Here is a 20418-nt window from a genome sequence, read left to right as displayed (position 1 = left end):
TCGGTGAACGGGCGTTGTCCTCAAACGCCGGACGGGCTGGGTATCTGAGCCCGTCCGGCGTTTGAGGACGAGCGCGTTCTAGCGCGACAAGGGGGTCGGGGGCGCAGCCCCCAGGGGATGGGAACGGGTAAGGGCGGCGGGGGCGAGAACTCCAGGTGAGATCCACGCCCCACCGCCACCCCCGCTCGCACACGCTAGTGTCGGTCGCACAAGGGACGTTACTGATCGGTAAGGGGAATCGGCCATGCAGCTCGGGATCAACCTCGGCTACTGGGGTGCCGGAATGGACGCGGACAATCTGGCCGTCGCGCAGGAGGCCGACCGCCTCGGATACGCCGTCTGCTGGGCCGCCGAGGCCTACGGCTCGGACGCCGCCACCGTACTCACCTGGGTCGCCGCCCAGACCGAGCGCATCGACGTCGGCTCGGCCATCTTCCAGATCCCGGCCCGCCAGCCCGCGATGACCGCGATGACCGCCGCGACCCTGGACTCGCTCTCCGGCGGCCGGTTCCGCCTCGGCCTCGGTGTCTCCGGGCCGCAGGTCTCCGAGGGCTGGTACGGCGTCAAGTTCGACAAGCCGCTCGCCCGCACCCGCGAGTACGTGGAGATCGTACGCAAGGCGATGAGCCGTGAGCGGCTCTCCCACGACGGTGAGCACTGGACGCTGCCGCTGCCCGGCGGCCCGGGCAAGCCCCTCAAGCTGACCGTGCACCCCGAGCGCGAGCACATCCCGCTCTACATCGCCGCGATCGGCCCGAAGAACCTCGAACAGACCGGCGAGATCGCCGACGGCGCGTTGCTGATCTTCCCGTCCGCCGCGCACATCGAGGACACCGCCATCCAGTACCTGCGCGCGGGGCGCGAGAAGGCCGGGAGGACTCTGGAGGGGTTCGACATCTGTCCCACCCTCCCGCTCGCCGTCGGTGACGACAAGGACGTGGCCACGCTCGCCGACACCTTCCGGCCGTACACCGCCCTGTACGTGGGCGGCATGGGCAGCCGTAAGCAGAACTTCTACAACCAGCTCGCCCAGCGCATGGGGTACGAGAAGGAGGCCGCCGAGATCCAGGACAAGTACCTGTCCGGCGACAAGGACGGCGCCGCGGCGGCCATTCCGCACGACCTGATCGACCAGACGACGCTGCTCGGCTCGGTGGACCGGATCGCCGACCGGATGCGCGCCTACGCGGCGGCCGGTGTCACCACGCTCACCCTCGCGCCGGCGGGCTTCACGCTCGACGAGCGGATCGCCTCGCTCCGGGCGGGCTCCGACGCCCTGGAGCGCGCCGGACTGGCGTAAGCAGGAGGAAGAGCAGGAAGGGCAGGAAGAGCAATAAAGTTCCGCGGCCGTGGTGGGGGCTCGGGGGGTCTCCCCGCCACGGCCGTCACGGAGCACAACGCGTCGGCGACCCCGCGGTTACGCCCTCCACACCCTCCATGTCCTCGCACTTACGTCCCGACGCGCCCCTCCTGGTCCTCCTTTTGGCGGAGTTGTCCGACACAGCTGTTGCAGCGTCCCTGGCACCGCATTTGACTCGTTCTTTGACTGGTTCTTTGCGGAACCCTGCAGAACGCAGAACTGCGAGAGGTGCCACTGATGCTTTCGGCCAGGAGTCTGTTCCAGGAGATCCTCGACAACGACGATTCCTTCCGTCTCTTCTGCTCCATCGCGGCCAGCGGTGAGTCACAGGGCGGCTGGGAGAACGCCCGTATCGCCGCGCTCGTCCCGGCGGACGAACGCGCCCTCGCCCCCAAGATCACCCGCCATGGCGCGGACGAGGACAAGCACGGGCGGATCTTCAACGCCCTCATGAAGAAGCGCGGCCTCCAGCCCGTCGACGTCCCGGCCGACACCGATTACACGATGCTGCTGGAACGGCAGGGCATCGGTCTTGCGCACGAGAAGCTCAAGGGCGACGAACCGCTGACCGTGCGGGACATCGTCACCTACCTCGCCCACAGCCGCGTCACCGAACAGCGCGCCTCCGAGGAGATGGAGCTGCTGCGCAAGTACTTCGGCGACCACCCCGACCTCGGCCGCGCGGTACGGATGATCTCGAACGACGAGGACAACCACCTCGCCTACTGCCACGAGGAACTCCTGCGCTTCGCCGCCGCCGGGCACGGCCGCGCCATCCAGCGCACGCTGCGCGCGTGCGCGCTCGCCGAGATCCGCGTCTACCGGGACGTCAGCCTCGCGGTCATGGCCCACATGGGACGCGTCCTCGGCTGGCCCCGTCCCAAGGCGGCCGTCCTCGCGGCGGGCATCCGCGCGGTGTACGCCTACGAGCGCGCCGCCGGCTGGCGCCGCATGGTCTCCCTGCGGATGCCGGAGCGGCGGAACGCGCTGGGCGGCCCGGCGACCACGGCACCCGAGTTCGCCTGAGGCACAGCAACAGGGCTACGGCAACAGGACTACGGCGCTACAGCCAGCCCCGGCGTTTGAACATCCGGTACAGCAGGACCTCCACCACCGCCATCGCCGCGATCAGCGCCGGATACGACCACGCCCAGCGCAGCTCCGGCATGTGGTCGAAGTTCATGCCGTAGATCCCCGCGACCATCGTGGGGATCGCGGCCATGGCGGCGAACGCGGAGATCTTCCGCATGTCGTCGTTCTGCCGGACGCTCATCTGGGCGAGGTGGGCCGACAGCACGTCGGAGACCAGGCGGTCCAGGCCCTCCACGGACTCGTTCACGCGCGTGAGGTGGTCGCTGACGTCCCGGAAGAAGGGCTCGGCCTTCTCGTGGACGAAGGGCACGCGCGCGCCGAAGAGGCCCGTGCCCGAGAGCCTGCCGATCGGTGCCGCCAGGGGGCCCGTGGCGCGGCGGAACTCCAGGATCTGCCGCTTGAAGGTGTAGATGCGGGACGCCGTGTGGCGCGAGCCCCCGCCGGACGGTGAGAACACCTCCGCCTCCAGCTCCTCCAGGTCGGTGCCCAGCTCGTCGGCCACCTCCACGTAGTGGTCGACGACGGCGTCGGCGATCGAGTACAGCACCGCCGTGGGGCCGTGCCGCAGCATCTCGGGCTCCGCCTCCAGCCGGTGCCGTACGGCCGCCAGGGGCGCCTCCACGCCGTGCCGCACGGTCACCACGAAGGAATCGCCGATGAAGACCATGATCTCGCCGGAGGAGACGATGTCGGCCTTCGGCTCGTACCCGACCGGCTTGAGCACCATGAACAGCGAGTCGTCGTACACCTCCAGTTTCGGCCGCTGATGCGCGTTGAGGGCGTCCTCGACGGCCAGGGGGTGCAGTCCGAACTCCTCCGTGACCCGTTCGAACTCCTTCTCCGTGGGCTCGTACAGCCCGACCCAGACGAACGCGTCCCCGGACCGGTGCGTGCGGCACGTGTCGAGGGCGTCGGAGAAGTCCGCCGGTCCCTCGGTCCGGCGGCCGTCGCGGTAGATGGCGCAGTCGACGATCACGGTGCGTATTCTCCCGCCGTCCGGCCGGAAAGGCACTCCCGCGTACCACTGGAGGCCGTACGCCTACGCTGGTCCGCATGCCCACGCTGATCCTCGTCCGGCACGGACGTTCCACTGCCAACACCTCCGGAGTGCTCGCCGGCCGTACGCCCGGCGTCGCCCTCGACGAACGGGGTGCCGCGCAGGCCGCCGCGCTGCCCGGGCGGCTCGCCGAGCTGCCCGTCTCGGAGGTCGTCACCAGCCCGCTGCAGCGCTGCCAGGAGACGGTCCGGCCCCTTCTCGACGCCCGGCCGGGGCTGCGCGTACACACCGAGGAGCGGATCTCGGAGTGCGACTACGGGGACTGGTCCGGGCGCAAGCTCGCCGAACTGATGGACGAGCCCCTGATGCAGGTCGTCCAGGCGCATCCGACCGCCGCCGCCTTCCCCGGCGGCGAGTCCATGCGCGCCATGCAGACACGCGCCGCCGAGGCCGTACGTGAGTGGAACGCGCGCGTGGAGGCCGATCACGGCTCCGACGCCGTTTACCTCATGTGCTCGCACGGCGACATCATCAAGTCCCTCGTAGCCGACGCTCTGGGGCTTCATCTAGACCTCTTCCAGCGGGTGTCCGTCGATCCGTGTTCCATCACCGCGATCCGTTACACCCGTCTCAGGCCATTTCTCGTTCGCCTCGGGGACACCGGCGATTTCGCCTCCCTGGCGCCGCGCGAGGACCCCCCTGGCGAGGAGGCGACAGTAGGGGGTGGTGCGGGCGCACCGTGATCGTCGGCAGCAGTAGGGTGAAGCGGTCGCGGCAGCGCCGCCGACGCCCGTTCCAGCCGATCACAAGACTTCTCAGCAGCCCACAGCAGCCGATTCCAATGGAGACAGGACGTGTCCCGTCAGGTGTTCCTCTATGATCCCCCGGACCGCTTCGTGGCCGGTACGGTCGGACTCCCCGGACGCCGTACGTTCTTCCTCCAGGCCACCGCCGGCCCCCGGGTGACCAGCGTGGCCCTGGAGAAGACCCAGGTCGCCGCGCTCGCCGAACGCATGGACGAACTGCTCGACGAGGTCGTACGCCGTAGCGGGGGCAACGCCGCCGTCCCGGCCATGGCCCCCACCGAGGTGTCCGACACCCGCCCCCTCGAGACCCCCGTCGAGGAGGAGTTCCGGGTCGGCACCATGGCGCTCGCCTGGGACGGCGACGAGCAGCGCATGATCGTCGAGGCGCAGGCCCTGGTGGAGCTGGACGCCGACACCGACGAGGACCTCGCCGAGGCCGAGGAGCGGCTCCTCCAGGACGAGGAGAACGGCCCCCCGATGCTGCGCGTCCGGCTCACCGGCGCGCAGGCCCGCGCCTTCGCCAAGCGCGCCCTGGACGTCGTGAACGCCGGCCGGCCGCCGTGCCCCCTGTGCAGCCTCCCGCTCGACCCGGAAGGACATGTATGTCCGCGCCAGAACGGATACCGCCGCGGAGCGTGACGACCACCCGCACGCCCGCCGAACTGCTCGCCAAGGGCGAGCTGACCGTACGCGGGCGCATCAGCGAGGCGTCGAACGCGGCGCTGTACTGCACGGTCTCGTACGAGGGTCAGGAGGCCGCCTGCATCTACAAGCCCGTGGCCGGTGAGCGGCCTCTGTGGGACTTCCCCGACGGCACCCTCGCCGAGCGCGAGCTGGCGGCGTACGAGGTCTCCGAGGCGACCGGCTGGGGGCTCGTACCGCCGACCGTGCTGCGCGAGGGGCCGTACGGCGAGGGGATGTGCCAGCTGTGGATCGACGCGGCGGCGGACGCGGGGGCTCAGCTGCTAGCCCTGATCGACGGCGAGGAGCCCGGCCCCGGCTGGAAGGCGATCGCCTTCGCGGAGGTGGGGGAGGGCAGGACGGCACTCCTCGTACACGCGGACGACGAACGCCTGCGGCGGCTGGCCGTGCTGGACGCGGTGATCAACAACGCGGACCGCAAGGGCGGGCATCTGCTGCCGGGTGACGAGGGGCGGCTGTACGGGATCGACCACGGGGTCACCTTCAACGCCGAGAACAAGCTGCGGACGTTGTTGTGGGGCTGGGCGGGGGAGCCGCTCCCTCCCGAGGCGGTGTCAGTACTCACATCCCTACGGGACGCCCTGACACCGGGCGCACCACTGAGCACCCGCCTGGAGGAACTGATCACCCCCGGTGAGGTGGCCGCGACGCGCGTACGTGTGGAGGCGTTGCTGTCGTCCGGGAAGCACCCGGAGCCCAGCGGCGAGTGGCCGGCGATTCCGTGGCCGCCGGTGTGAGGGTGCGGGGTGTTGGTGCTGGGGGGTGGGTCACGCAGCCCGGCGCTTACGGGGTGCCGCTCTCGGTGGGACGGGAGCCGCCCCAGGCGGCACGCATGCCCGCAGCAAGGCGACCAGGCCCGCCCCTCCAGGGGCGCGGGGAACTGCGCGCTCAACCCCCACCCGCCCGCAGGCGAACGGATCGGGACGGGCGGGGTTTTCAGGGGCGCGGGGAACTGCGCGACCAGCCCCCACCGGGCCGCAGCTACGACACTGAGACTAATCTCGCAAGACCGTCTTCCCGGCCATCTGGACCCCGTCCGGCTCGTATACGGAACATCCGTCCGGTTACGCTCATGACATGCATGCCTGGCCCGCTTCCGAGGTCCCCGCCCTGACTGGTCAGGGCCGCGACCTGAGGATCCACGACACCGCGACCGGCGGTCTCGTCATCCTCGACCCCGGTCCCGTCGCCCGTATCTACGTCTGCGGCATCACCCCGTACGACGCGACCCACATGGGTCACGCGGCGACCTACAACGCGTTCGACCTCGTTCAACGCGTGTGGCTCGACACCAAGCGGCAGGTTCACTACGTCCAGAACGTCACCGACGTCGACGACCCGCTCCTCGAGCGGGCGCAGCGCGACGGGATCGACTGGGTGGGGCTCGCCGAGAAGGAGACCGCTCTCTTCCGGGAGGACATGACCGCCCTGCGGATGCTGCCCCCGAAGCACTACATCGGCGCCGTCGAGGCGATACCCGGCATCGTCCCGCTCGTCGAGCGGCTCCGGGACGCGGGCGCCGCCTACGAACTCGAAGGGGACGTCTACTTCTCCGTCGAGTCCGACCCCGACTTCGGCAAGGTGTCCAACCTGGACTCCGCCGCGATGCGGCTGCTGTCCGCCGAGCGTGGCGGCGACCCCGACCGCCCCGGCAAGAAGAACCCGCTCGACCCGATGCTGTGGATGGCCGCCCGCGAGGGCGAGCCGAGCTGGGACGGCGGTTCGCTCGGCCGCGGTCGCCCCGGATGGCACATCGAGTGTGTCGCCATCGCCCTCGACCACCTCGGTATGGGCTTCGACGTCCAGGGCGGGGGATCCGATCTCGCCTTCCCGCACCACGAGATGGGCGCCTCGCACGCCCAGGTGCTCACCGGCGAGTTCCCCATGGCCAAGGCGTACGTCCACGCCGGCATGGTCGCGCTCGACGGCGAGAAGATGTCCAAGTCCAGGGGCAACCTCGTCTTCGTGTCCGCGCTGCGCCGCGAGGGCGTCGACCCGGCCGCCATCCGGCTCGCCCTGCTAGCCCACCACTACCGGGCCGACTGGGAGTGGACCGACCAGGTGCTGGAGGACGCCGTCGCGCGGCTCGGGCGCTGGCGGGCCGCCGTGTCCCGGCCCGACGGGCCGTCCGGTGACGCGCTCGTGGAGGAGCTGCGCGAGGCCCTGGCGAACGACCTGGACGCCCCGGCCGCCCTGGCCGCCGTGGACCGCTGGGCGGCCCTCCAGGCGGAGCGTGGCGGCACGGACGAGGGCGCCCCGGGCGTCGTCTCCCGTGCCGTGGACGCCCTGCTGGGCGTCGCGCTGTAACGAGGATCGTGTACGCGATGGGCGCTGGGCGGGTCATCCGCCCGGCGCCCCACCGTTGTTCAATCGTTTTCAGCCGGTGATCACCAGACCGACGATCTCGTCGTCCGAGAACCAGACGCGTACGTCCGGTCGGCCCCCGGCGAAGGCGGTGTGCACCGCCTGACGGATCTCGGGGGACGGACGGTCGAGGCTGCGCCAGGCGCCCGCCACGAACAGCCGGAGTCTGGGCGGGAGTTCGCGCGGGTAGGGGAGCAGTTCGTCCCAGTAGCGCTCGGCGCGGCCCGAGCCGACCGCCTCCGGCAGCAGACGCGTGACCGCCGCCCTGATGTCCGGCCGGCTGCCGATCCGCTGGGACACGGGCCGCCCCGGAGCGTCCTGCTGCGGGGAACCCGTGGCCCGCAGCACCGTACGGGCGGCCTCGGGCGTCATCGGGGGCCGGGCCGCCGCCTTGAGCATGCCCTGCAGCGCGGCCAGGGCGCCGGCCACCGTCGCAGCGGCGGCGGAGGTCCCGGAGAACCTGTCCGTGTACCAGGCGATCTCCTCGGGGCCGCCCTGGAGGTCCCCCGGCCGGTCCCGTAAGCCGCCCGAGGTCGTGACCTCGGCGCCCCAGCCCTGCGCGTCCACGCGGGCCCCGTGGTTGGAGAACGCCAGCCGGGACCGGTCGGGGCCGTGATCACGGCCGTGGGTGCCGGGCGGCGGGGCGCCTGCGCCGACCAGGACCGCGCCGGAGCACGGGTTGGACACGTTGAACGGGTTGCGCCATCGCTCCGGGAACCCGTCCGGGCGGCGCTCGTACACACCGTCGTCGAGCGACTGGGCGCCGTTGCCCGCAGCGGCCACCACGAGGATGCCCCGGGCGGTGGCGTGACGGACGGCGGCGTGGTCGTCCGGCCACCATTCGAGGGCGATACAGCCCCGCTGGTCGTCGCGGGGTTCGAAGCCGAAGCGCGGTCCCGGCCGGTGCAGTCCGACCAGTACGAGGTCCCCGGGGCGGAGCCGTTCGGCGGCGGCGTGGATCGCGGCGGCGGTGCCGAGCCCCTGGACGGACGCGGCGGCCGTCACCGCGTCCGGGACGATCCCGGTGATGCCGTGCCCGTCGCGGCCGGCACCGAGCACGCCGATCACGGACGTACCGTGGTTGCGCCAGGCCAGGTCGGCCGACGGGGTCCCGGCGACCACGCCCGCGAGCTTGGCGGCGAGCCCCTCGTGGCCGAGCTGCCAGGCACCTCCCACGTCGATCACCGTGACGCCCCGCCCCGAGCCGCCGGGCCGCTCCCAGGCCCAGTGGGCGTCCACGCCCTTGGGCGCGGGCTTCAGGTAGCCCTGACGCCCGGTGAGGTCGGGGGTCACGGTCGCGCCCTCCGCCGCGCTCGCTCCGGTCGCCCTCGACGCGGCCGGTAAGGCGCCCGGTTTCACATACGCCGTGTCGATACCCGGCAACTCGGCGATCCCGGCCCGCAGTTCACGAACGCGCTGCTCACCGCCCCGCACCCGGTAGAACAACGCGAGGTCGGGCAGACTCGCCGTTCCTGTGCTCCCCGAACGCCGAAGGCGCTCCTCGCTGCCGAACAGCGGTTCCAGGACGAGCTGTTCGGCGTCGAGGAACATGCCGAGGGCCGACACATCGGCATCGGCCGCCGAACGCACACCGTCGGGCCGGGCCCGCAGCCGGGCCTCGGGGCCGGCGACGACGATCAGCTCCTCCTCGGTCCCACGACAGCTGAACCCCGGCTGTACCTGGTCGGTCATCGCAAACCGCTCCCTTCGGCCGGTGCGGAGCACACCCTGCTCCTCCGGACGCGACTCGTCCATTGCTGTCGAGGTGCTGTCGACTTCTCTGGGGCGAGCTGTGGCGCGAGTCGACATGTGATGTGGTGTCAGGGTCAGTTGACCCGCAGGACCGGCCAACTGCCGGTCCCTTCCCGGAAGGAAACCCCGTGGCACCCACGCACGGTTCCTTCGCACGCCATGTCAGCCGTCGCGGATTCCTCGCGGCGGGAGCCGCCACCGTCTCCGCCGCCACCCTGGCCGCCTCACCGGCCGTCGCGTCCCCGAAGGCCTGGCCGACCCTGATACCCCTGCCGAACGGCTTCCGTCCGGAAGGCATAGCCACCGGCGCAGGCCCCTACGCCTACCTGGGCTCGCTCGGCGACGGCTCGATCTACCGGGCCGACCTGCGCACCGGCGCCGGCGAGATCATCTCGGCCGGACCCGGCACCCCGTCCGTCGGGCTCGAACTCGACGGCCGGGGACGGCTGTTCGTCGCCGCCCGCGCTCAGGGCGCCCGGGTCGTGGACACTCGTACCGGCGCTGTCATCGCCTCGTACACCTTCACCTCGACGACCCCCACCTTCGCCAACGACGTGTTCCTGCACCCGCGCGGGGCGATCTTCACGGACTCCTTCCAGCCGCACCTGTACGTCGTCCCGCTCGGCCGTGGCGGCGAGCTGTGGAGCAGTGGCAAAACAGTCGTACGGATCACCCTGAGCGGCGACTGGAGCCAGGTGCCCGGCGAGGTCGTCAACGCCAACGGGATCACCGCCACGCCCGACGGAAAGGCACTGCTCGTCGTCCAGTCCGGGGTGGGCGGACTGCACCGGGTGGACCCGCGCACCGGGGTCACCAAGCTCGTCGGGCTCGGGGACGCGGCCCCGCTCACCAACGGCGACGGCCTGCTGCTCATCGGGCGCACGCTGTACGTCGTACAGAACCGGCAGAACGCGATCGACGTGTTCACGCTCTCCCCGGACGGCAGCAGCGGGGTCTTCCGACGGCGGATCACCGACCCGGACTTCGATGTGCCGACCACCGTGGCCGCGTACCGGAACCGGCTGTATCTGCCCAACGCCCGGTTCTCGACGACGCCGACGCCCGAGACGACGTACGCCGTGGTCGCCGTGGACCGCTGACGGACGCGCCGGTACGTCACGTACGGCGGAAGGGCCGGTGCGCGTGGTGCGCACCGGCCCTTCTCGTCGCTCCTTGACTCCTTGGCGGAGATCACTCCTCCGGGGAGTCCTCGTCGTCCGTGCTCGGCAGCTGGGGTGGTTTCGGCGGCTGCGGCTTCGGGCGGGGGCCCGGGTTGTCGCGGAGGTACGACGCGCTGTCGGTGCCGTCCGCGGTGGCGTGGCCGCCGGGGGCCGGGCCCGTGCCGTCGCGGCGGCGCAGATAGCGTTCGAACTCGCGGGCGATCGCCTCGCCCGTCGCCTCGGGCAGCTCGGCGGTGTCCCGGGCCTCCTCCAGCGTCTGCACGTACTCCGCGACCTCGCTGTCCTCGGCGGCCAGCTGGTCCACGCCCACCTGCCAGGCGCGCGCGTCCTCGGGCAGCTCGCCCAGCGGGATGCGGACGTCGATCAGGTCCTCCAGGCGGTTGAGGAGGGCCAGCGTCGCCTTCGGGTTGGGCGGCTGGGAGACGTAGTGCGGGACCGCCGCCCAGAGTGAGACCGCCGGGACGCCCGCGTGCGTGCACGCCTCCTGGAGGATGCCGACGATGCCCGTGGGGCCCTCGTACTTGGTCTCCTCCAGATCCATCCGCTGGGCCAGATCCGCGTCGGACGTGACCCCGCTGACCGGAACCGGACGGGTGTGCGGGGTGTCACCGAGCAGCGCGCCCAGGATCACCACCAGCTCCACGCCCAGCTCGTGCGCGAAGCCCAGCAGCTCGTTGCAGAACGAGCGCCAGCGCATCGACGGCTCGATACCCCGGACCAGCACCAGGTCACGGGGCTTGTCGCCGCCGATCCTGACCACGGACAGCCTGGTCGTCGGCCAGGTGATCTTGCGGACGCCGTTGTCCAGCCACACGGTGGGGCGGTTGACCTGGAAGTCGTAGTAGTCCTCGGCGTCGAGCGCCGCGAACACCTCGCCCTTCCACTCCCGGTCCAGATGCGCGACCGCACTGGAAGCGGCGTCGCCGGCGTCGTTCCAACCCTCGAACGCGGCCACCATGACTGGGTCGATCAGCTCGGGAACCCCCTCCAGCTCGATCACCCAGCGCCTCCTTCCGACGTGCCCTCGTTTGACCACCCAACCTTACGGCGTGTGGCGGGGGCGCCCGCAGCCCCCTTGCACGGGGGAGTGAACGGATCACTGCCCCGATGGACGCCCGGAAACACCACTCCTGAGCCACCCCGCACCACCCCTCACATTCATCCGAGCGTTCGGGGTGCGTTCAGGAGTACGTCCAGAGGTACGTCCGGGGGTACCTCTACAGGGTCGACCTCAGCCATTGCTCCACGCTCGCGATGTGCACCGTCGCCCACGACCGCGCCGCCTCCGCGTCCCGGTCGCGCAGGGCGCCCAGGATCGCCCGGTGCTCGTGCAGCGTGCGGCTGACCGCGTCCTCCTGGGTCAGCCCGCGCCAGATCCGGGCCCGGGTGGTGGGCCCGGACAGACCGTCGAGGAGCGAACAGAGCACCGAGTTGCCGGAACTCTGCACGATCCCCCGGTGGAACTCCAGGTCGGCGGCGACCAGTTCCTCCACCGACGGCGCACCGCCCAGCCGGTCCAGCTGGGCGGAGAGCGCGTCCAGTTGCTGCTCGCTGACGCGCTGCGCCGCCATCGCGGTCGCGGCCGGCTCCAGGATGCGGCGCACGGCCAGGAACTCCAGGACCGTGTCGTCGCGGTGGAAGTCGACGACGAAGCTCAGCGCTTCGAGGAGCAGTTGGGGGTCGAGGCTGGTGACGTAGGTGCCGTCGCCCTGCCGTACGTCGAGAATCCGGATGAGCGACAGGGCGCGCACCGCCTCCCGCAGGGAGTTGCGGGACAGGCCGAGTTCGGCGGCCAGCTCGCTCTCCTTGGGCAGCCGGTCGCCGGGGCGCAGCGACCCGGAGACGATCATTCCCTTGATCTTCTCGATCGCCTCGTCGGTGACTGCCATGGCGGGCCTCCCTGCCGTTCAGACCTGTTCAGACATCCGATGTCTCAGGCCATTATGGGGGTTCAGTGGGCTGAACGGGACACAAAATGCGATGTCAGCCCGTACGAGGGTCCCCCAAGCGTGGCCGGAACTGTACCTGCGGGCTGCCGGGGCGGGTGTCAGGCCAGTGCTTCCAGGTCGGCGAGGGCGGCGGCCTCGTCGAGGGTGGTCAGCGTCCGGTTCCGCATCAGCACCCTGCCGTCCACGACGGTGTCCCGGACGTCCGCCGAGTGCGCCGCGTACGCGAGCGTCGACCAGGGGTCGTGCCGGGGCCGCAGATGCGGGGCGTTCAGATCGAGCACGATCAGGTCGGCCCGCTTGCCCGCCTCCAGGGAGCCCAGCCGGTCGCCCAGGCCCAGCGCCTTCGCGCCCTCGACGGTCGCCATGCGTACGGCCTGTTCGGCGCCGACGGCCGTGGGGTCGCCGCCCGCCTTGTGCACCAGGGCCGCCTGCCGGACCGCGCCGAGCACGTCCAGGGTGTTGGAGCTGACGGCCCCGTCCGTGCCGAGCCCGACGGTCACACCGGCGCTGAGCAGCCGGGGCACCGGCGCGATACCGCAGCCGAGCTTCAGGTTCGAGACCGGACAGTGGGCGACGGACGTGCCGGTGCGGGCCAGCGCCGCGATCTCCGGGCCGGTCAGGTCCACGGCGTGGGCCAGCAGCAGGTCGGGGCCGAGCAGCCCGAGCGAGTCGAGCAACTCCACCGGGCGCTTGCCGTACTTCACCTCGACGGTGGCGACCTCGGTCGCGTTCTCGGCGGCGTGGATGTGCAGCAGCGCGCCGAACTCCCTTGCCAGGGCGGCGATTTCGACCAGCTGGTCGGGGGAGAGGGTGTAGGTGGAGTGCGCGAAGAGGATCGGGCGGTTGCCGAGGCGCGGGGTTCCGCGTGCCTCCAGGTCCTGGCGGGCCCAGGCCAGCCGGTCCTCGTAGGCGATGCCGTCGGGCGGCTGCGGTACGTCCATGAAGGTGGGGCCGGTGTGCAGCCGCCAGCCCGTCTCGCGGGCCGCCTGTTCGGCCGCCTCGTGGAACCAGTACATGTCGAGCGCGGAGGTCACCCCGGCGCGTACGCTCTCGGCGACCGCGACCCGGACGGCCGCCGCCACGTTCTTCGGCGAGAGCAGCTGGGCCTCCCACTTCAGGACGCGCTCCAGGAAGCCCTGGAGGGTGACGTCGTCGGCCCGGCCACGCAGCAGCGTCATCGCCAGGTGGGTGTGCGTGTTGACCAGGCCGGGGAGGACCAGGCAGTTCGTGGCGTCAAGGGACTCGTCGGCTGTGAACCGGGTTGTCAGCTCCTCGGCCGGGCCGACGGCGACGATCTCGCCGTCCCGGACGGCAACAGCCCCGTCCTGTACGACGGTTCCGGCCTCGTCCACGGTGAGGACATCGCCGCCGTGCACCAGCAGGTCGATCGGCTCGCTCATGCGCCGTACTCCCCGGCCTCGTCCTCGTCTTCGTTCTCCGCCAGCAGGCGCAGCGCCTCCAGCGACACCACCGCGCCGCGTTCGACGCCCTCCGCGACGACCTCGCGGTGCGGGTTGTAGCCGCCGGTGACGGTCTCGTCGACCAGTTCGTCGGCGTTCGCCCCGTCGATGACGACCACTCCGCCCGCGACCAGTCCGCGCAGCGAGGCCGTCACCAGAAGTGCGCTCAACTCCATCTCGATGGCGGCGAGTCCGGCGCCCTCGTAGGAGAACAGGGGGAGCAGACCGGGCTGGAAGGCGGCCCGTGTCCACACGATGCCCCGGTGGTGCGGGGCGCCCGTCTCGCGTGCCGCCCGCTGGAGCGCGAGCACCGCCTCGGGCGAGGACACCGCCGGGTACTCCGGGGGCAGCAACTGCTGGGTGACACCGTCGTCCCGGACGGCCGCCTCGGCGATGACGAGGTCGCCGTCGCCGATCCCCGGCCGCATCGCACCGGCCGTACCGAACCGCAGGAAGGTCCGCACACCGGCGTCCGCCAGCTCCTGGAACAGCAGGATCGCCCCCGGGGCGCCCACCCCGTGCGAGGCGACCAGCACCGGCACGCCCTTCCAACTCCCGCTGAACACACGGTATTCGCGGTGGTACGACACCTCCTGCGCGCCCTCCAGCTTGGCGCCGACGAGAGCGGCGCGCAGCGGGTCGCCGACGACCAGCGCGCGCGGCGGCAGCCCCGTGCGGGGTATTCGGGTGACGGGCAACAGGTCCTGCGTCATGAAACGGCTCCGGGAGAAGGGGACGTGGACGTGGAAGGCGTACGGCGACGGCGGCGGGCCGTCGTCAGGAACAGGGCGCCGAGTGTCACGACGTACGGCGCGGCGTCGGTCGCCTGCTGCGGCAGGCCGAGGCCCTGGAGGCGGAAGCCGGCCGCCTCCGCGAGGCCGAACAGCAGCGCCGCCAGCAGTACACCGAGCGGCAGCGCACGGCCGAGCATGACCGCGACCACGGCGATCCAGCCGCGCCCCGCCGTCATGTTCTCGGAGAACAACGTGACGTTGCCCAGGGCGAGTTGGGCCCCCGCGAGCCCGCACAGTACACCGGACACGAGCACGGCCGCGTACTGGTACTTGACCGGGCTCACGCCGAGCGTGGCCGCCGCGTCCGGTGCCTCACCGACCCCGCGCAGCCTGAGCCCCCACACATGCCGGGACAGCATCAGCGCGGCCACACCGACCGACGCCCACGCCAGATACGCGAGCGGCGAGAAGCCACCGACCAACGGCAGCCCGGCCAGTGACGGATCGTCAAAGGTGCCCTGCACGCCGAAGACGGTACGGAGGAGGAAGCTGGTCAGGCCGACTGCCAGGAGATTCAGGGCGATTCCGAGCACTACTGCGTCTCCGCGCAGGGTTACCGCGCCCACGGCCAGGATCAGCGAGTACGCGGCGGAGGCGAGGGCCGCCGCCAATACGCCGAGCCAGGGGCTGCCGGTGAACCAGCTCGTGGCCACGGCCGTGAAGCAGCCCATCAGCATCATGCCTTCGAGGCCGATGTTGAAGACGCCCGCCCGTTCGCAGATCGCCCCACCGAGCGCGGCCAGCAGGATGGGCGTCAGCGCGCGCAGCGCCGACATGAGGAGATCGGAGTCGAAGAACATCAGACCAACTCCCCTTGCGGGCTTTGTGGGTTCGGCGAGCCTTGCGGGGCGGGCTTGTCGTCACCCTTGCTCCCGCGTCTGCGGGAGAAGCGCGGGAAGCGCAGCCGGGCCGCCAGGAACACGATCACGATCGCCTGGAGCACCTGGGTCAGCTCGCGCGGCACCTCGGTCGTCCGCTCCATCGACAGGCCGCCGACCTGGAGCATGGCGAAGAAGAAGGACGCGAGGACCGTGCCGACGGGCGCGGCGGCGGCGAGCAGGGCCGCCGTCAGACCCGTCCAGGTGTAGCCGGGCGCGGTGAGCGAGCCGTCCAGGAAGCGGTACGGGAAGCTCAACACGCCTATGGCGCCCACGAGTCCGGCCAGCGCGCCCGACACCGCCATCAGCCGCAGCGTCAGGCCCGTGCGCTCGACGCCCGCGTACGCGGAGAAACGGGCGTTGAGACCGGTCATCCGCATCTCGTAGCCGACCGCGGTGCGCCGGTCGGTGAACCAGTACGCGGCGGCGGCCAGGACGACCAGCAGCAGCCCGACCGTCACGGTCGACGAACCGAACGTGGGCAGCGCGACCCCGTCCGGCAGCTGGCGCGTCTGGGGGAGGCTGGAGCCGGGTTCCTTGAGCGGATAGCGGGCCAGATAGGAGGCGAAGGACGCCGCCGGATAGCTGAGCAGCAGGCTGCTGACCAGCAGCGGTACGCCGAACCGGTTCTCGCACAGGGCGGCCAGGGCCGCGTATCCGGCACCGGCTGTCATGCCCGCGAGCAGCGCGAGGACGACGGTGAGCGGCGCGGGCAACGGCGAGTACAGCCCCGTCACGGCAGCCGCCATCCCGCCGAGCACCAACTGCCCGTCCCCGCCCAGGTTGATGAGCCCGGCGCGCAACGGCACGGCCAGCGCGAGCGCCAGCCCCAGCACGCTTGTCAGGGTGGTCAGCGTCGACCCGATGCCGTCGGCGCCGAGCGAACCGCTGAGCACCGCGCCGTACGCGGCGACCGGATCGGCGCCCGTCCCGACGAGGAACAGGGCGCCGATGACGACCCCGGCGAGCACCGAGAAGGCGACGGGGGAGCGAAGTGCTCTCGCTATATGGGTTGTTGGCGATGTTCGGGGTGTCTGTTCCATGTCAGTCTCCGACCTCCACCGCGGCCACCGGGGTCACCGGGGCCGAGTGATCGGCGCCGCCGGCCATCGCGAGGCCCAGCGTCCGCTCGTCCGCCTCGGCCTTGTCGTACGACGCCGTCACGCGGCCCTCGTACATCACCAGGACCCGGTCCGCGAGCCCCCGGATCTCGCTCAGCTCGGCCGAGACGAGCAGGACGGCGTGGCCGGCGTCGCGGTAGGCGATCAGCTGGTCGTGGATGTTCTGGACGGCGCCGATGTCGACTCCGCGTGTGGGCTGCTCGACGAGCAACAGCGGGGCGTCGTGGGCGAGTTCGCGTCCGATGAGCAGCTTCTGCAGGTTGCCGCCGGAGAGCGAGGACGCGGACACCTCCGGGGAGGACGCCTTGATGCCGAAGCGCTCGATCAGGCGCCGCGCGTGACCTCGTACGGCCGCCGGTGGAAGCAGTCCGCGTGCGGACAGCGACGTACGGTGGTGGCCCATCGCCAGGTTGTCCGCGACCGACGCGGCGGGCGCCGTACCGACGGCGTGGCGGTCCTCGGGGACGTACGCGAGGCCCTTGGCGCGGCGTTCGGTCGCCGAGGCGTGGGTGATGTCGTCGCCGAGCAGCGCGACCCGCCCTGCGGTCACCGGCCGTAGTCCGGCCAGCGCCTCCACCAGCTCGCTCTGGCCGTTGCCCGCGACGCCCGCGATACCGACGATCTCCCCTGCGCGGACGGTCAGTTGGACGTCCCGTACGCCGTCCGTGGCGAAGCCGGTGACGTCCAGGACCACGTCGCCCGGGGTGCCCGGGGCGTGGACGCGGTCGAGTTCCACGGCGCGGCCGGTCATCGCGGCGGCGATCTCGTCGGCGGACGTGTCCGCGGTGACCAGGCGGGCGACGACCCTGCCGTCCCGCAACACCGTGACGTTGTCGCTGCCTTCGAGGACCTCGCGCAGTTTGTGCGTGACCAGGATGACCGTACGGCCCTGTGCGGCAAGGGACTTGAGGACCGCGAACAGGGCGTCCGCCTCGGCCGGGGTGAGGACGGCGGTGGGCTCGTCGAGGATCAGCGTCCGGGCGCCGCGGTGCAGCAGCTTCAGGATCTCCACGCGCTGGCGCAGCCCCACGGGCAGCTCGCCGACCCGGGCGTCCGGATCGACCGCGAGCCCGTGCTCCTCGGCCAGCTCACGCACCCGGCGGCGGGCCGCACCCCGGTCCACCAGGCCGAAACGGCGCGGCTCGGCGGCGTACACCACGTTCTCGGCGACCGTCAGCGAGTCGAACAGCTTGAAGCTCTGGTGGACCATGCCCAGCCCGGCGGCCATCGCGTCGCCGGGGTCCGAGAAGGAGACCTCGTGTCCGTCGACGAGCACCGAACCGGCATCCGGGCGCTCCATCCCGTACAGGACGGACATGAGTGTCGACTTGCCGGCGCCGTTCTCGCCCATCAGGGCGTGGATCTCGCCGCGCCGGACGGTCAGGTCGACGGCGTCGTTGGCGAGCGTGCCGGGGAACCGCTTGGTGATTCCCCGGAGCTCGACCGCTGTCTCCCGCACGTCAGCTGGCGGCGGCGGGGTCATCGACCGTCAGCTCTCCGGACACGATCTGGTCGCGCAGCGCCTTGACCTTCTTCAGGACGTCGGCGTGCTTCGCGATCACGCACTGGGAGTCGGCCACACCGTCCTCCAGACCCGTGAGGCTGATGCCGCCCTCCTTCAGACCGTACGAGGTGGTCGTGCCCGTCTGACCGCCGAGGACCTGCTCGACGCCCTTCTCCACGGCGACGTCCGTGCGCTTGATCACATTGTCGACGACCGTCCCGGGCGCCGAGGGGCACTGGTTGACGTCGACGCCGTACGCGAACGCGCCCTTCGCCTTGGCCGCCTCGAACACGCCGTAGTTGCCGGCCGCCGCAGCCGCCATCAGCTGGTCGTAGCCGTCGGACAGCAGATCGTTCGCCTGCTCCTTGGCGCGCGCCGAGTCGTCGAACGGCGACTGGCCGCCGACGAAGCGCGTACCGGTCTTGGTCTTCGGCGCGACATGCTGGGCGCCGGCCGCGAACGGGTCGCTGAAGCGGCGGAACACGGGCGTGTCCAGCACGTCCACCGCGCCGACCTTGCCGCTCTTGGTCAGCAGCCCCGCCTCGGCGCCCGCGAGGAAGACACCCTCGTGCTCACGGAAGACACCGCAGCTGACGTTGTCGAACGCCTTCGTCGTGCACGCGTCGATCATCAGGAACTGCTGCTTGGGGTGCGCCTCGGCCTGCTGAGCGACCAGGTCCGCGAACTCGAAGCCGACCAGCACGACGATGTCCGGCGCCGCGTCCACGGCCGCCTGCACGTTCTGCTGCTGGGAGGCCGTGTCCGTGGACTCGAACACCTTCTCGGTCCCGCTGTGCGCTTTCGCGGCGGCCTTGACACCGGTCACGGCCAGCTTCAGGAACTCGTTCTGCCCGACGGCGTCCGGCGTGACCAGCGTGAACGACGTGGCGCCCGCACTGCTGTCGGAGGACGCGTCGTCCTTGGCGGCGTTGCAGGCGGTGGCACCGGCGACGAGCAGCGCGGTCATGGCGACGAGCGGGAGCGAGCGACGGGATCTGCGAGTCATCGGGGACCTTCCGGGGGAACGTACGGCACAGCCCGCGCTCTGCGCTGAGCACGGGAGGGGCGAGGCGAGGAGGCGAGTCGAGGAGGAGAAGAGAAGGAGAAGGGGACGCCGAAGGGGACGGGTCAGCGTCGACAGCCGTCGCTCGCGCACCGGCCGTGGTCGAGGAATCGGCGCTCGGTGAGCAGCACGTGTCCTCCTTCACATGGGCCTTACGGGTGCGGGTGCTGGACTCTAACACCGGGAATCGGCCACCCGCCCAGCTGTCTCGAACTGTGGTTCTCCGAGGTCATGTACGGTGTCGCGCACCGATCGGAACTTCAGGAGCGTCCCGCCATGTCCCAGGAACTGCGCGCCGTCGGCTGGACCGGAAACAGCCTCGCGCTCATCGACCAGACCCTGCTCCCGCACCGCAACGAGACCATGGATGTCCGCGATGTGGACACCCTGGTGGACGCGATCCAGCGGCTCGTCGTACGCGGCGCCCCGGCGATCGGCGCGGCGGGCGCGTACGGGGTCGCGCTGGCGCTGATCGAAGGCGAGCGCGAGGGCTGGACCGAGGAGCAGGTACGGGCGGCCGTGGCGCGGATCCGCGAGGCGCGGCCGACCGCCGTCAACCTCATGGTGTGCGTGGACCGGGTCATGACCCGCTTCGACGAGGGCCTGGAAGCGGTGCTCGAAGAGGCCGCCGCCGTCCAGCGCGAGGACGTCGAGGCCAACCGGACGATGGGCGCGCACGGCGCCGACTGGCTGCTCAAGCGCCTCGCCGCGAGCGTCGGCGACCGCCCGCTGCGCATCCTCACCCACTGCAACACCGGCGCGCTCGCAACGGCCGGATGGGGTACGGCACTTGGCGTCATCCGCGAACTGCACGCACGCGGTCGGCTGGAGGTCGTGTACGCCGACGAGACGCGACCGCTGCTCCAGGGCTCGCGCCTGACCGCCTGGGAGCTGGTCCAGGAAGGCATCCCGCACTACGTCCAGGCGGACGGGGCCGCGGCGGGCACGATCCTGCGTGGCGAGGTCGACGCGGCGATCGTCGGCGCCGACCGGATCGCGGCCAACGGCGACACCGCCAACAAGGTCGGCACGGTCGGGGTCGCACTCGCCTGCGCGGACGCCGGGATCCCGTTCCTGGTGGCGGCGCCCACGACCACGGTCGACCTGGCGACGGCCACCGGCGACGACATCCACATCGAACTCCGGGGCGAGAACGAGGTGTTGGAGTGGTCGGGCGTACGCACGGCTCCTGCCGAGTCACGCGGCCACAACCCGGCGTTCGACGTGACGCCGGGGCGGCTGGTGACGGGACTGGTCACCGAGCGGGGCGTGTTGGAGGTCTCGGCCGGTGAACTCCCGGGCGACCGCCTTTAAGTAGCGAGTCCCCGCGCCCCGATAGGGGCGCGGGGCTGTATCGATCTGCGGCTCCGCCGCGGGGCGCGACCAGCCCCCACT

The 20418-nt window shown here is 71.4% G+C and carries 18 protein-coding genes; 8 read left to right on the top strand and 10 right to left on the bottom strand.

Annotation, left to right across the window (positions count from 1 at the left end):
• The first annotated feature begins 244 nt into the window (after nucleotides 1-244).
• On the top strand, nucleotides 245-1300 hold the full coding sequence (locus ACWDR4_RS47425; protein WP_450418087.1) for an LLM class F420-dependent oxidoreductase: 1056 nt from the start codon (nucleotides 245-247) through the stop codon (nucleotides 1298-1300).
• 297 nt (nucleotides 1301-1597) lie between these two features.
• A complete protein-coding gene (locus ACWDR4_RS47420) occupies nucleotides 1598-2386 on the top strand; it encodes a ferritin-like domain-containing protein (RefSeq protein WP_450418086.1) in 789 nt (262 codons plus the stop codon).
• 37 nt (nucleotides 2387-2423) lie between these two features.
• On the opposite strand, the gene corA is transcribed toward ACWDR4_RS47420, so the two are convergent.
• Nucleotides 2424-3428, bottom strand: a complete 1005-nt coding sequence (gene corA / locus ACWDR4_RS47415; protein ID WP_450418085.1) for a magnesium/cobalt transporter CorA — start codon at nucleotides 3426-3428, stop codon at nucleotides 2424-2426.
• 77 nt (nucleotides 3429-3505) lie between these two features.
• Between corA and ACWDR4_RS47410 the strand changes: the two genes are divergently transcribed.
• From ACWDR4_RS47410 to mshC, 4 genes are all read left to right on the top strand, one after another.
• A complete protein-coding gene (locus ACWDR4_RS47410) occupies nucleotides 3506-4192 on the top strand; it encodes a histidine phosphatase family protein (RefSeq protein WP_450418083.1) in 687 nt (228 codons plus the stop codon).
• Between the two features lie 111 nt (nucleotides 4193-4303).
• Entirely contained in the window at nucleotides 4304-4894 is a 591-nt protein-coding gene (locus ACWDR4_RS47405) for a DUF3090 domain-containing protein (RefSeq protein ID WP_450418081.1), read from the top strand.
• Nucleotides 4858-5694, top strand: a complete 837-nt coding sequence (locus tag ACWDR4_RS47400) for an SCO1664 family protein (protein ID WP_450418079.1) — start codon at nucleotides 4858-4860, stop codon at nucleotides 5692-5694. Before ACWDR4_RS47405 ends, ACWDR4_RS47400 begins: the two co-directional genes overlap by 37 nt.
• A 340-nt stretch (nucleotides 5695-6034) precedes the next feature.
• Nucleotides 6035-7264, top strand: coding sequence for a cysteine--1-D-myo-inosityl 2-amino-2-deoxy-alpha-D-glucopyranoside ligase (gene mshC / locus ACWDR4_RS47395; protein ID WP_450418078.1), 1230 nt, complete (start codon nucleotides 6035-6037; stop codon nucleotides 7262-7264).
• 69 nt (nucleotides 7265-7333) lie between these two features.
• Here mshC and ACWDR4_RS47390 read toward each other — a convergent pair whose 3' ends face one another.
• Nucleotides 7334-9013, bottom strand: coding sequence for a S8 family serine peptidase (locus tag ACWDR4_RS47390; RefSeq protein ID WP_450418076.1), 1680 nt, complete (start codon nucleotides 9011-9013; stop codon nucleotides 7334-7336).
• Nucleotides 9014-9201: 188 nt separating this feature from the next.
• Here ACWDR4_RS47390 and ACWDR4_RS47385 point away from each other — a divergent pair, with 188 nt between their 5' ends.
• Nucleotides 9202-10173: an SMP-30/gluconolactonase/LRE family protein gene (locus ACWDR4_RS47385; RefSeq protein ID WP_450418074.1), complete on the top strand. Its 972-nt coding sequence runs from the start codon at nucleotides 9202-9204 to the stop codon at nucleotides 10171-10173.
• Nucleotides 10174-10264: 91 nt separating this feature from the next.
• Here the strand turns inward: ACWDR4_RS47385 and ACWDR4_RS47380 are convergent, their stop codons facing one another.
• The 8 genes from ACWDR4_RS47380 to ACWDR4_RS47345 form a co-directional block, all read right to left on the bottom strand.
• Nucleotides 10265-11254: a PAC2 family protein gene (locus ACWDR4_RS47380; RefSeq protein ID WP_450418073.1), complete on the bottom strand. Its 990-nt coding sequence runs from the start codon at nucleotides 11252-11254 to the stop codon at nucleotides 10265-10267.
• A 217-nt stretch (nucleotides 11255-11471) separates the two neighbouring features.
• Nucleotides 11472-12143 carry a FadR/GntR family transcriptional regulator gene (locus ACWDR4_RS47375; protein WP_450418072.1) on the bottom strand — a complete coding sequence of 224 codons (672 nt, stop codon included), beginning with the start codon at nucleotides 12141-12143 and terminating at the stop codon, nucleotides 11472-11474.
• 158 nt (nucleotides 12144-12301) lie between these two features.
• Nucleotides 12302-13603 (bottom strand): amidohydrolase, encoded by a 1302-nt coding sequence (locus ACWDR4_RS47370; RefSeq protein ID WP_450418070.1) that lies wholly within the window; start codon nucleotides 13601-13603, stop codon nucleotides 12302-12304.
• A complete protein-coding gene (locus ACWDR4_RS47365; protein ID WP_450418069.1) occupies nucleotides 13600-14376 on the bottom strand; it encodes a nucleoside phosphorylase in 777 nt (258 codons plus the stop codon). Before ACWDR4_RS47365 ends, ACWDR4_RS47370 begins: the two co-directional genes overlap by 4 nt.
• On the bottom strand, nucleotides 14373-15257 hold the full coding sequence (locus ACWDR4_RS47360; RefSeq protein WP_450418068.1) for an ABC transporter permease: 885 nt from the start codon (nucleotides 15255-15257) through the stop codon (nucleotides 14373-14375). The genes ACWDR4_RS47365 and ACWDR4_RS47360 overlap by 4 nt, the downstream gene beginning before the upstream one ends.
• The gene (locus ACWDR4_RS47355; RefSeq protein WP_450418066.1) at nucleotides 15257-16378 is read right to left on the bottom strand and encodes an ABC transporter permease; all 1122 of its coding nucleotides are present in this window, start codon (nucleotides 16376-16378) and stop codon (nucleotides 15257-15259) included. The genes ACWDR4_RS47360 and ACWDR4_RS47355 overlap by 1 nt, the downstream gene beginning before the upstream one ends.
• 1 nt (nucleotide 16379) lies before the next feature.
• Nucleotides 16380-17939 (bottom strand): ABC transporter ATP-binding protein, encoded by a 1560-nt coding sequence (locus ACWDR4_RS47350; RefSeq protein WP_450418065.1) that lies wholly within the window; start codon nucleotides 17937-17939, stop codon nucleotides 16380-16382.
• On the bottom strand, nucleotides 17917-18966 hold the full coding sequence (locus ACWDR4_RS47345) for a BMP family ABC transporter substrate-binding protein (protein WP_450418063.1): 1050 nt from the start codon (nucleotides 18964-18966) through the stop codon (nucleotides 17917-17919). Before ACWDR4_RS47345 ends, ACWDR4_RS47350 begins: the two co-directional genes overlap by 23 nt.
• Before the next feature lie 333 nt (nucleotides 18967-19299).
• Between ACWDR4_RS47345 and mtnA the strand changes: the two genes are divergently transcribed.
• Nucleotides 19300-20337, top strand: a complete 1038-nt coding sequence (gene mtnA / locus ACWDR4_RS47340; RefSeq protein WP_450418061.1) for an S-methyl-5-thioribose-1-phosphate isomerase — start codon at nucleotides 19300-19302, stop codon at nucleotides 20335-20337.
• Nucleotides 20338-20418: the final 81 nt, after the last annotated feature.

The organism is Streptomyces sp. NPDC000878 (genome assembly GCF_053599695.1).
This window is presented reverse-complemented; position numbering and strand designations above follow the sequence as displayed.

What these genes read in the sequence shown, in the direction of transcription:
- ACWDR4_RS47425 (WP_450418087.1), top strand. Translation starts at nt 245, where the DNA reads ATGCAGCTCGGGATCAACCTCGGCTACTGGGGTGCCGGAATGGACGCG.
- ACWDR4_RS47420 (WP_450418086.1), top strand. Translation starts at nt 1,598, where the DNA reads ATGCTTTCGGCCAGGAGTCTGTTCCAGGAGATCCTCGACAACGACGAT.
- ACWDR4_RS47410 (WP_450418083.1), top strand. Translation starts at nt 3,506, where the DNA reads ATGCCCACGCTGATCCTCGTCCGGCACGGACGTTCCACTGCCAACACC.
- ACWDR4_RS47400 (WP_450418079.1), top strand. Translation starts at nt 4,858, where the DNA reads ATGTCCGCGCCAGAACGGATACCGCCGCGGAGCGTGACGACCACCCGC.
- mshC (WP_450418078.1), top strand. Translation starts at nt 6,035, where the DNA reads ATGCATGCCTGGCCCGCTTCCGAGGTCCCCGCCCTGACTGGTCAGGGC.
- ACWDR4_RS47390 (WP_450418076.1), bottom strand. Translation starts at nt 9,013, where the DNA reads ATGACCGACCAGGTACAGCCGGGGTTCAGCTGTCGTGGGACCGAGGAG.
- ACWDR4_RS47375 (WP_450418072.1), bottom strand. Translation starts at nt 12,143, where the DNA reads ATGGCAGTCACCGACGAGGCGATCGAGAAGATCAAGGGAATGATCGTC.
- ACWDR4_RS47370 (WP_450418070.1), bottom strand. Translation starts at nt 13,603, where the DNA reads ATGAGCGAGCCGATCGACCTGCTGGTGCACGGCGGCGATGTCCTCACC.
- ACWDR4_RS47365 (WP_450418069.1), bottom strand. Translation starts at nt 14,376, where the DNA reads ATGACGCAGGACCTGTTGCCCGTCACCCGAATACCCCGCACGGGGCTG.
- ACWDR4_RS47360 (WP_450418068.1), bottom strand. Translation starts at nt 15,257, where the DNA reads ATGTTCTTCGACTCCGATCTCCTCATGTCGGCGCTGCGCGCGCTGACG.
- ACWDR4_RS47355 (WP_450418066.1), bottom strand. Translation starts at nt 16,378, where the DNA reads ATGGAACAGACACCCCGAACATCGCCAACAACCCATATAGCGAGAGCA.
- ACWDR4_RS47350 (WP_450418065.1), bottom strand. Translation starts at nt 17,939, where the DNA reads ATGACCCCGCCGCCGCCAGCTGACGTGCGGGAGACAGCGGTCGAGCTC.
- ACWDR4_RS47345 (WP_450418063.1), bottom strand. Translation starts at nt 18,966, where the DNA reads ATGACTCGCAGATCCCGTCGCTCGCTCCCGCTCGTCGCCATGACCGCG.
- mtnA (WP_450418061.1), top strand. Translation starts at nt 19,300, where the DNA reads ATGTCCCAGGAACTGCGCGCCGTCGGCTGGACCGGAAACAGCCTCGCG.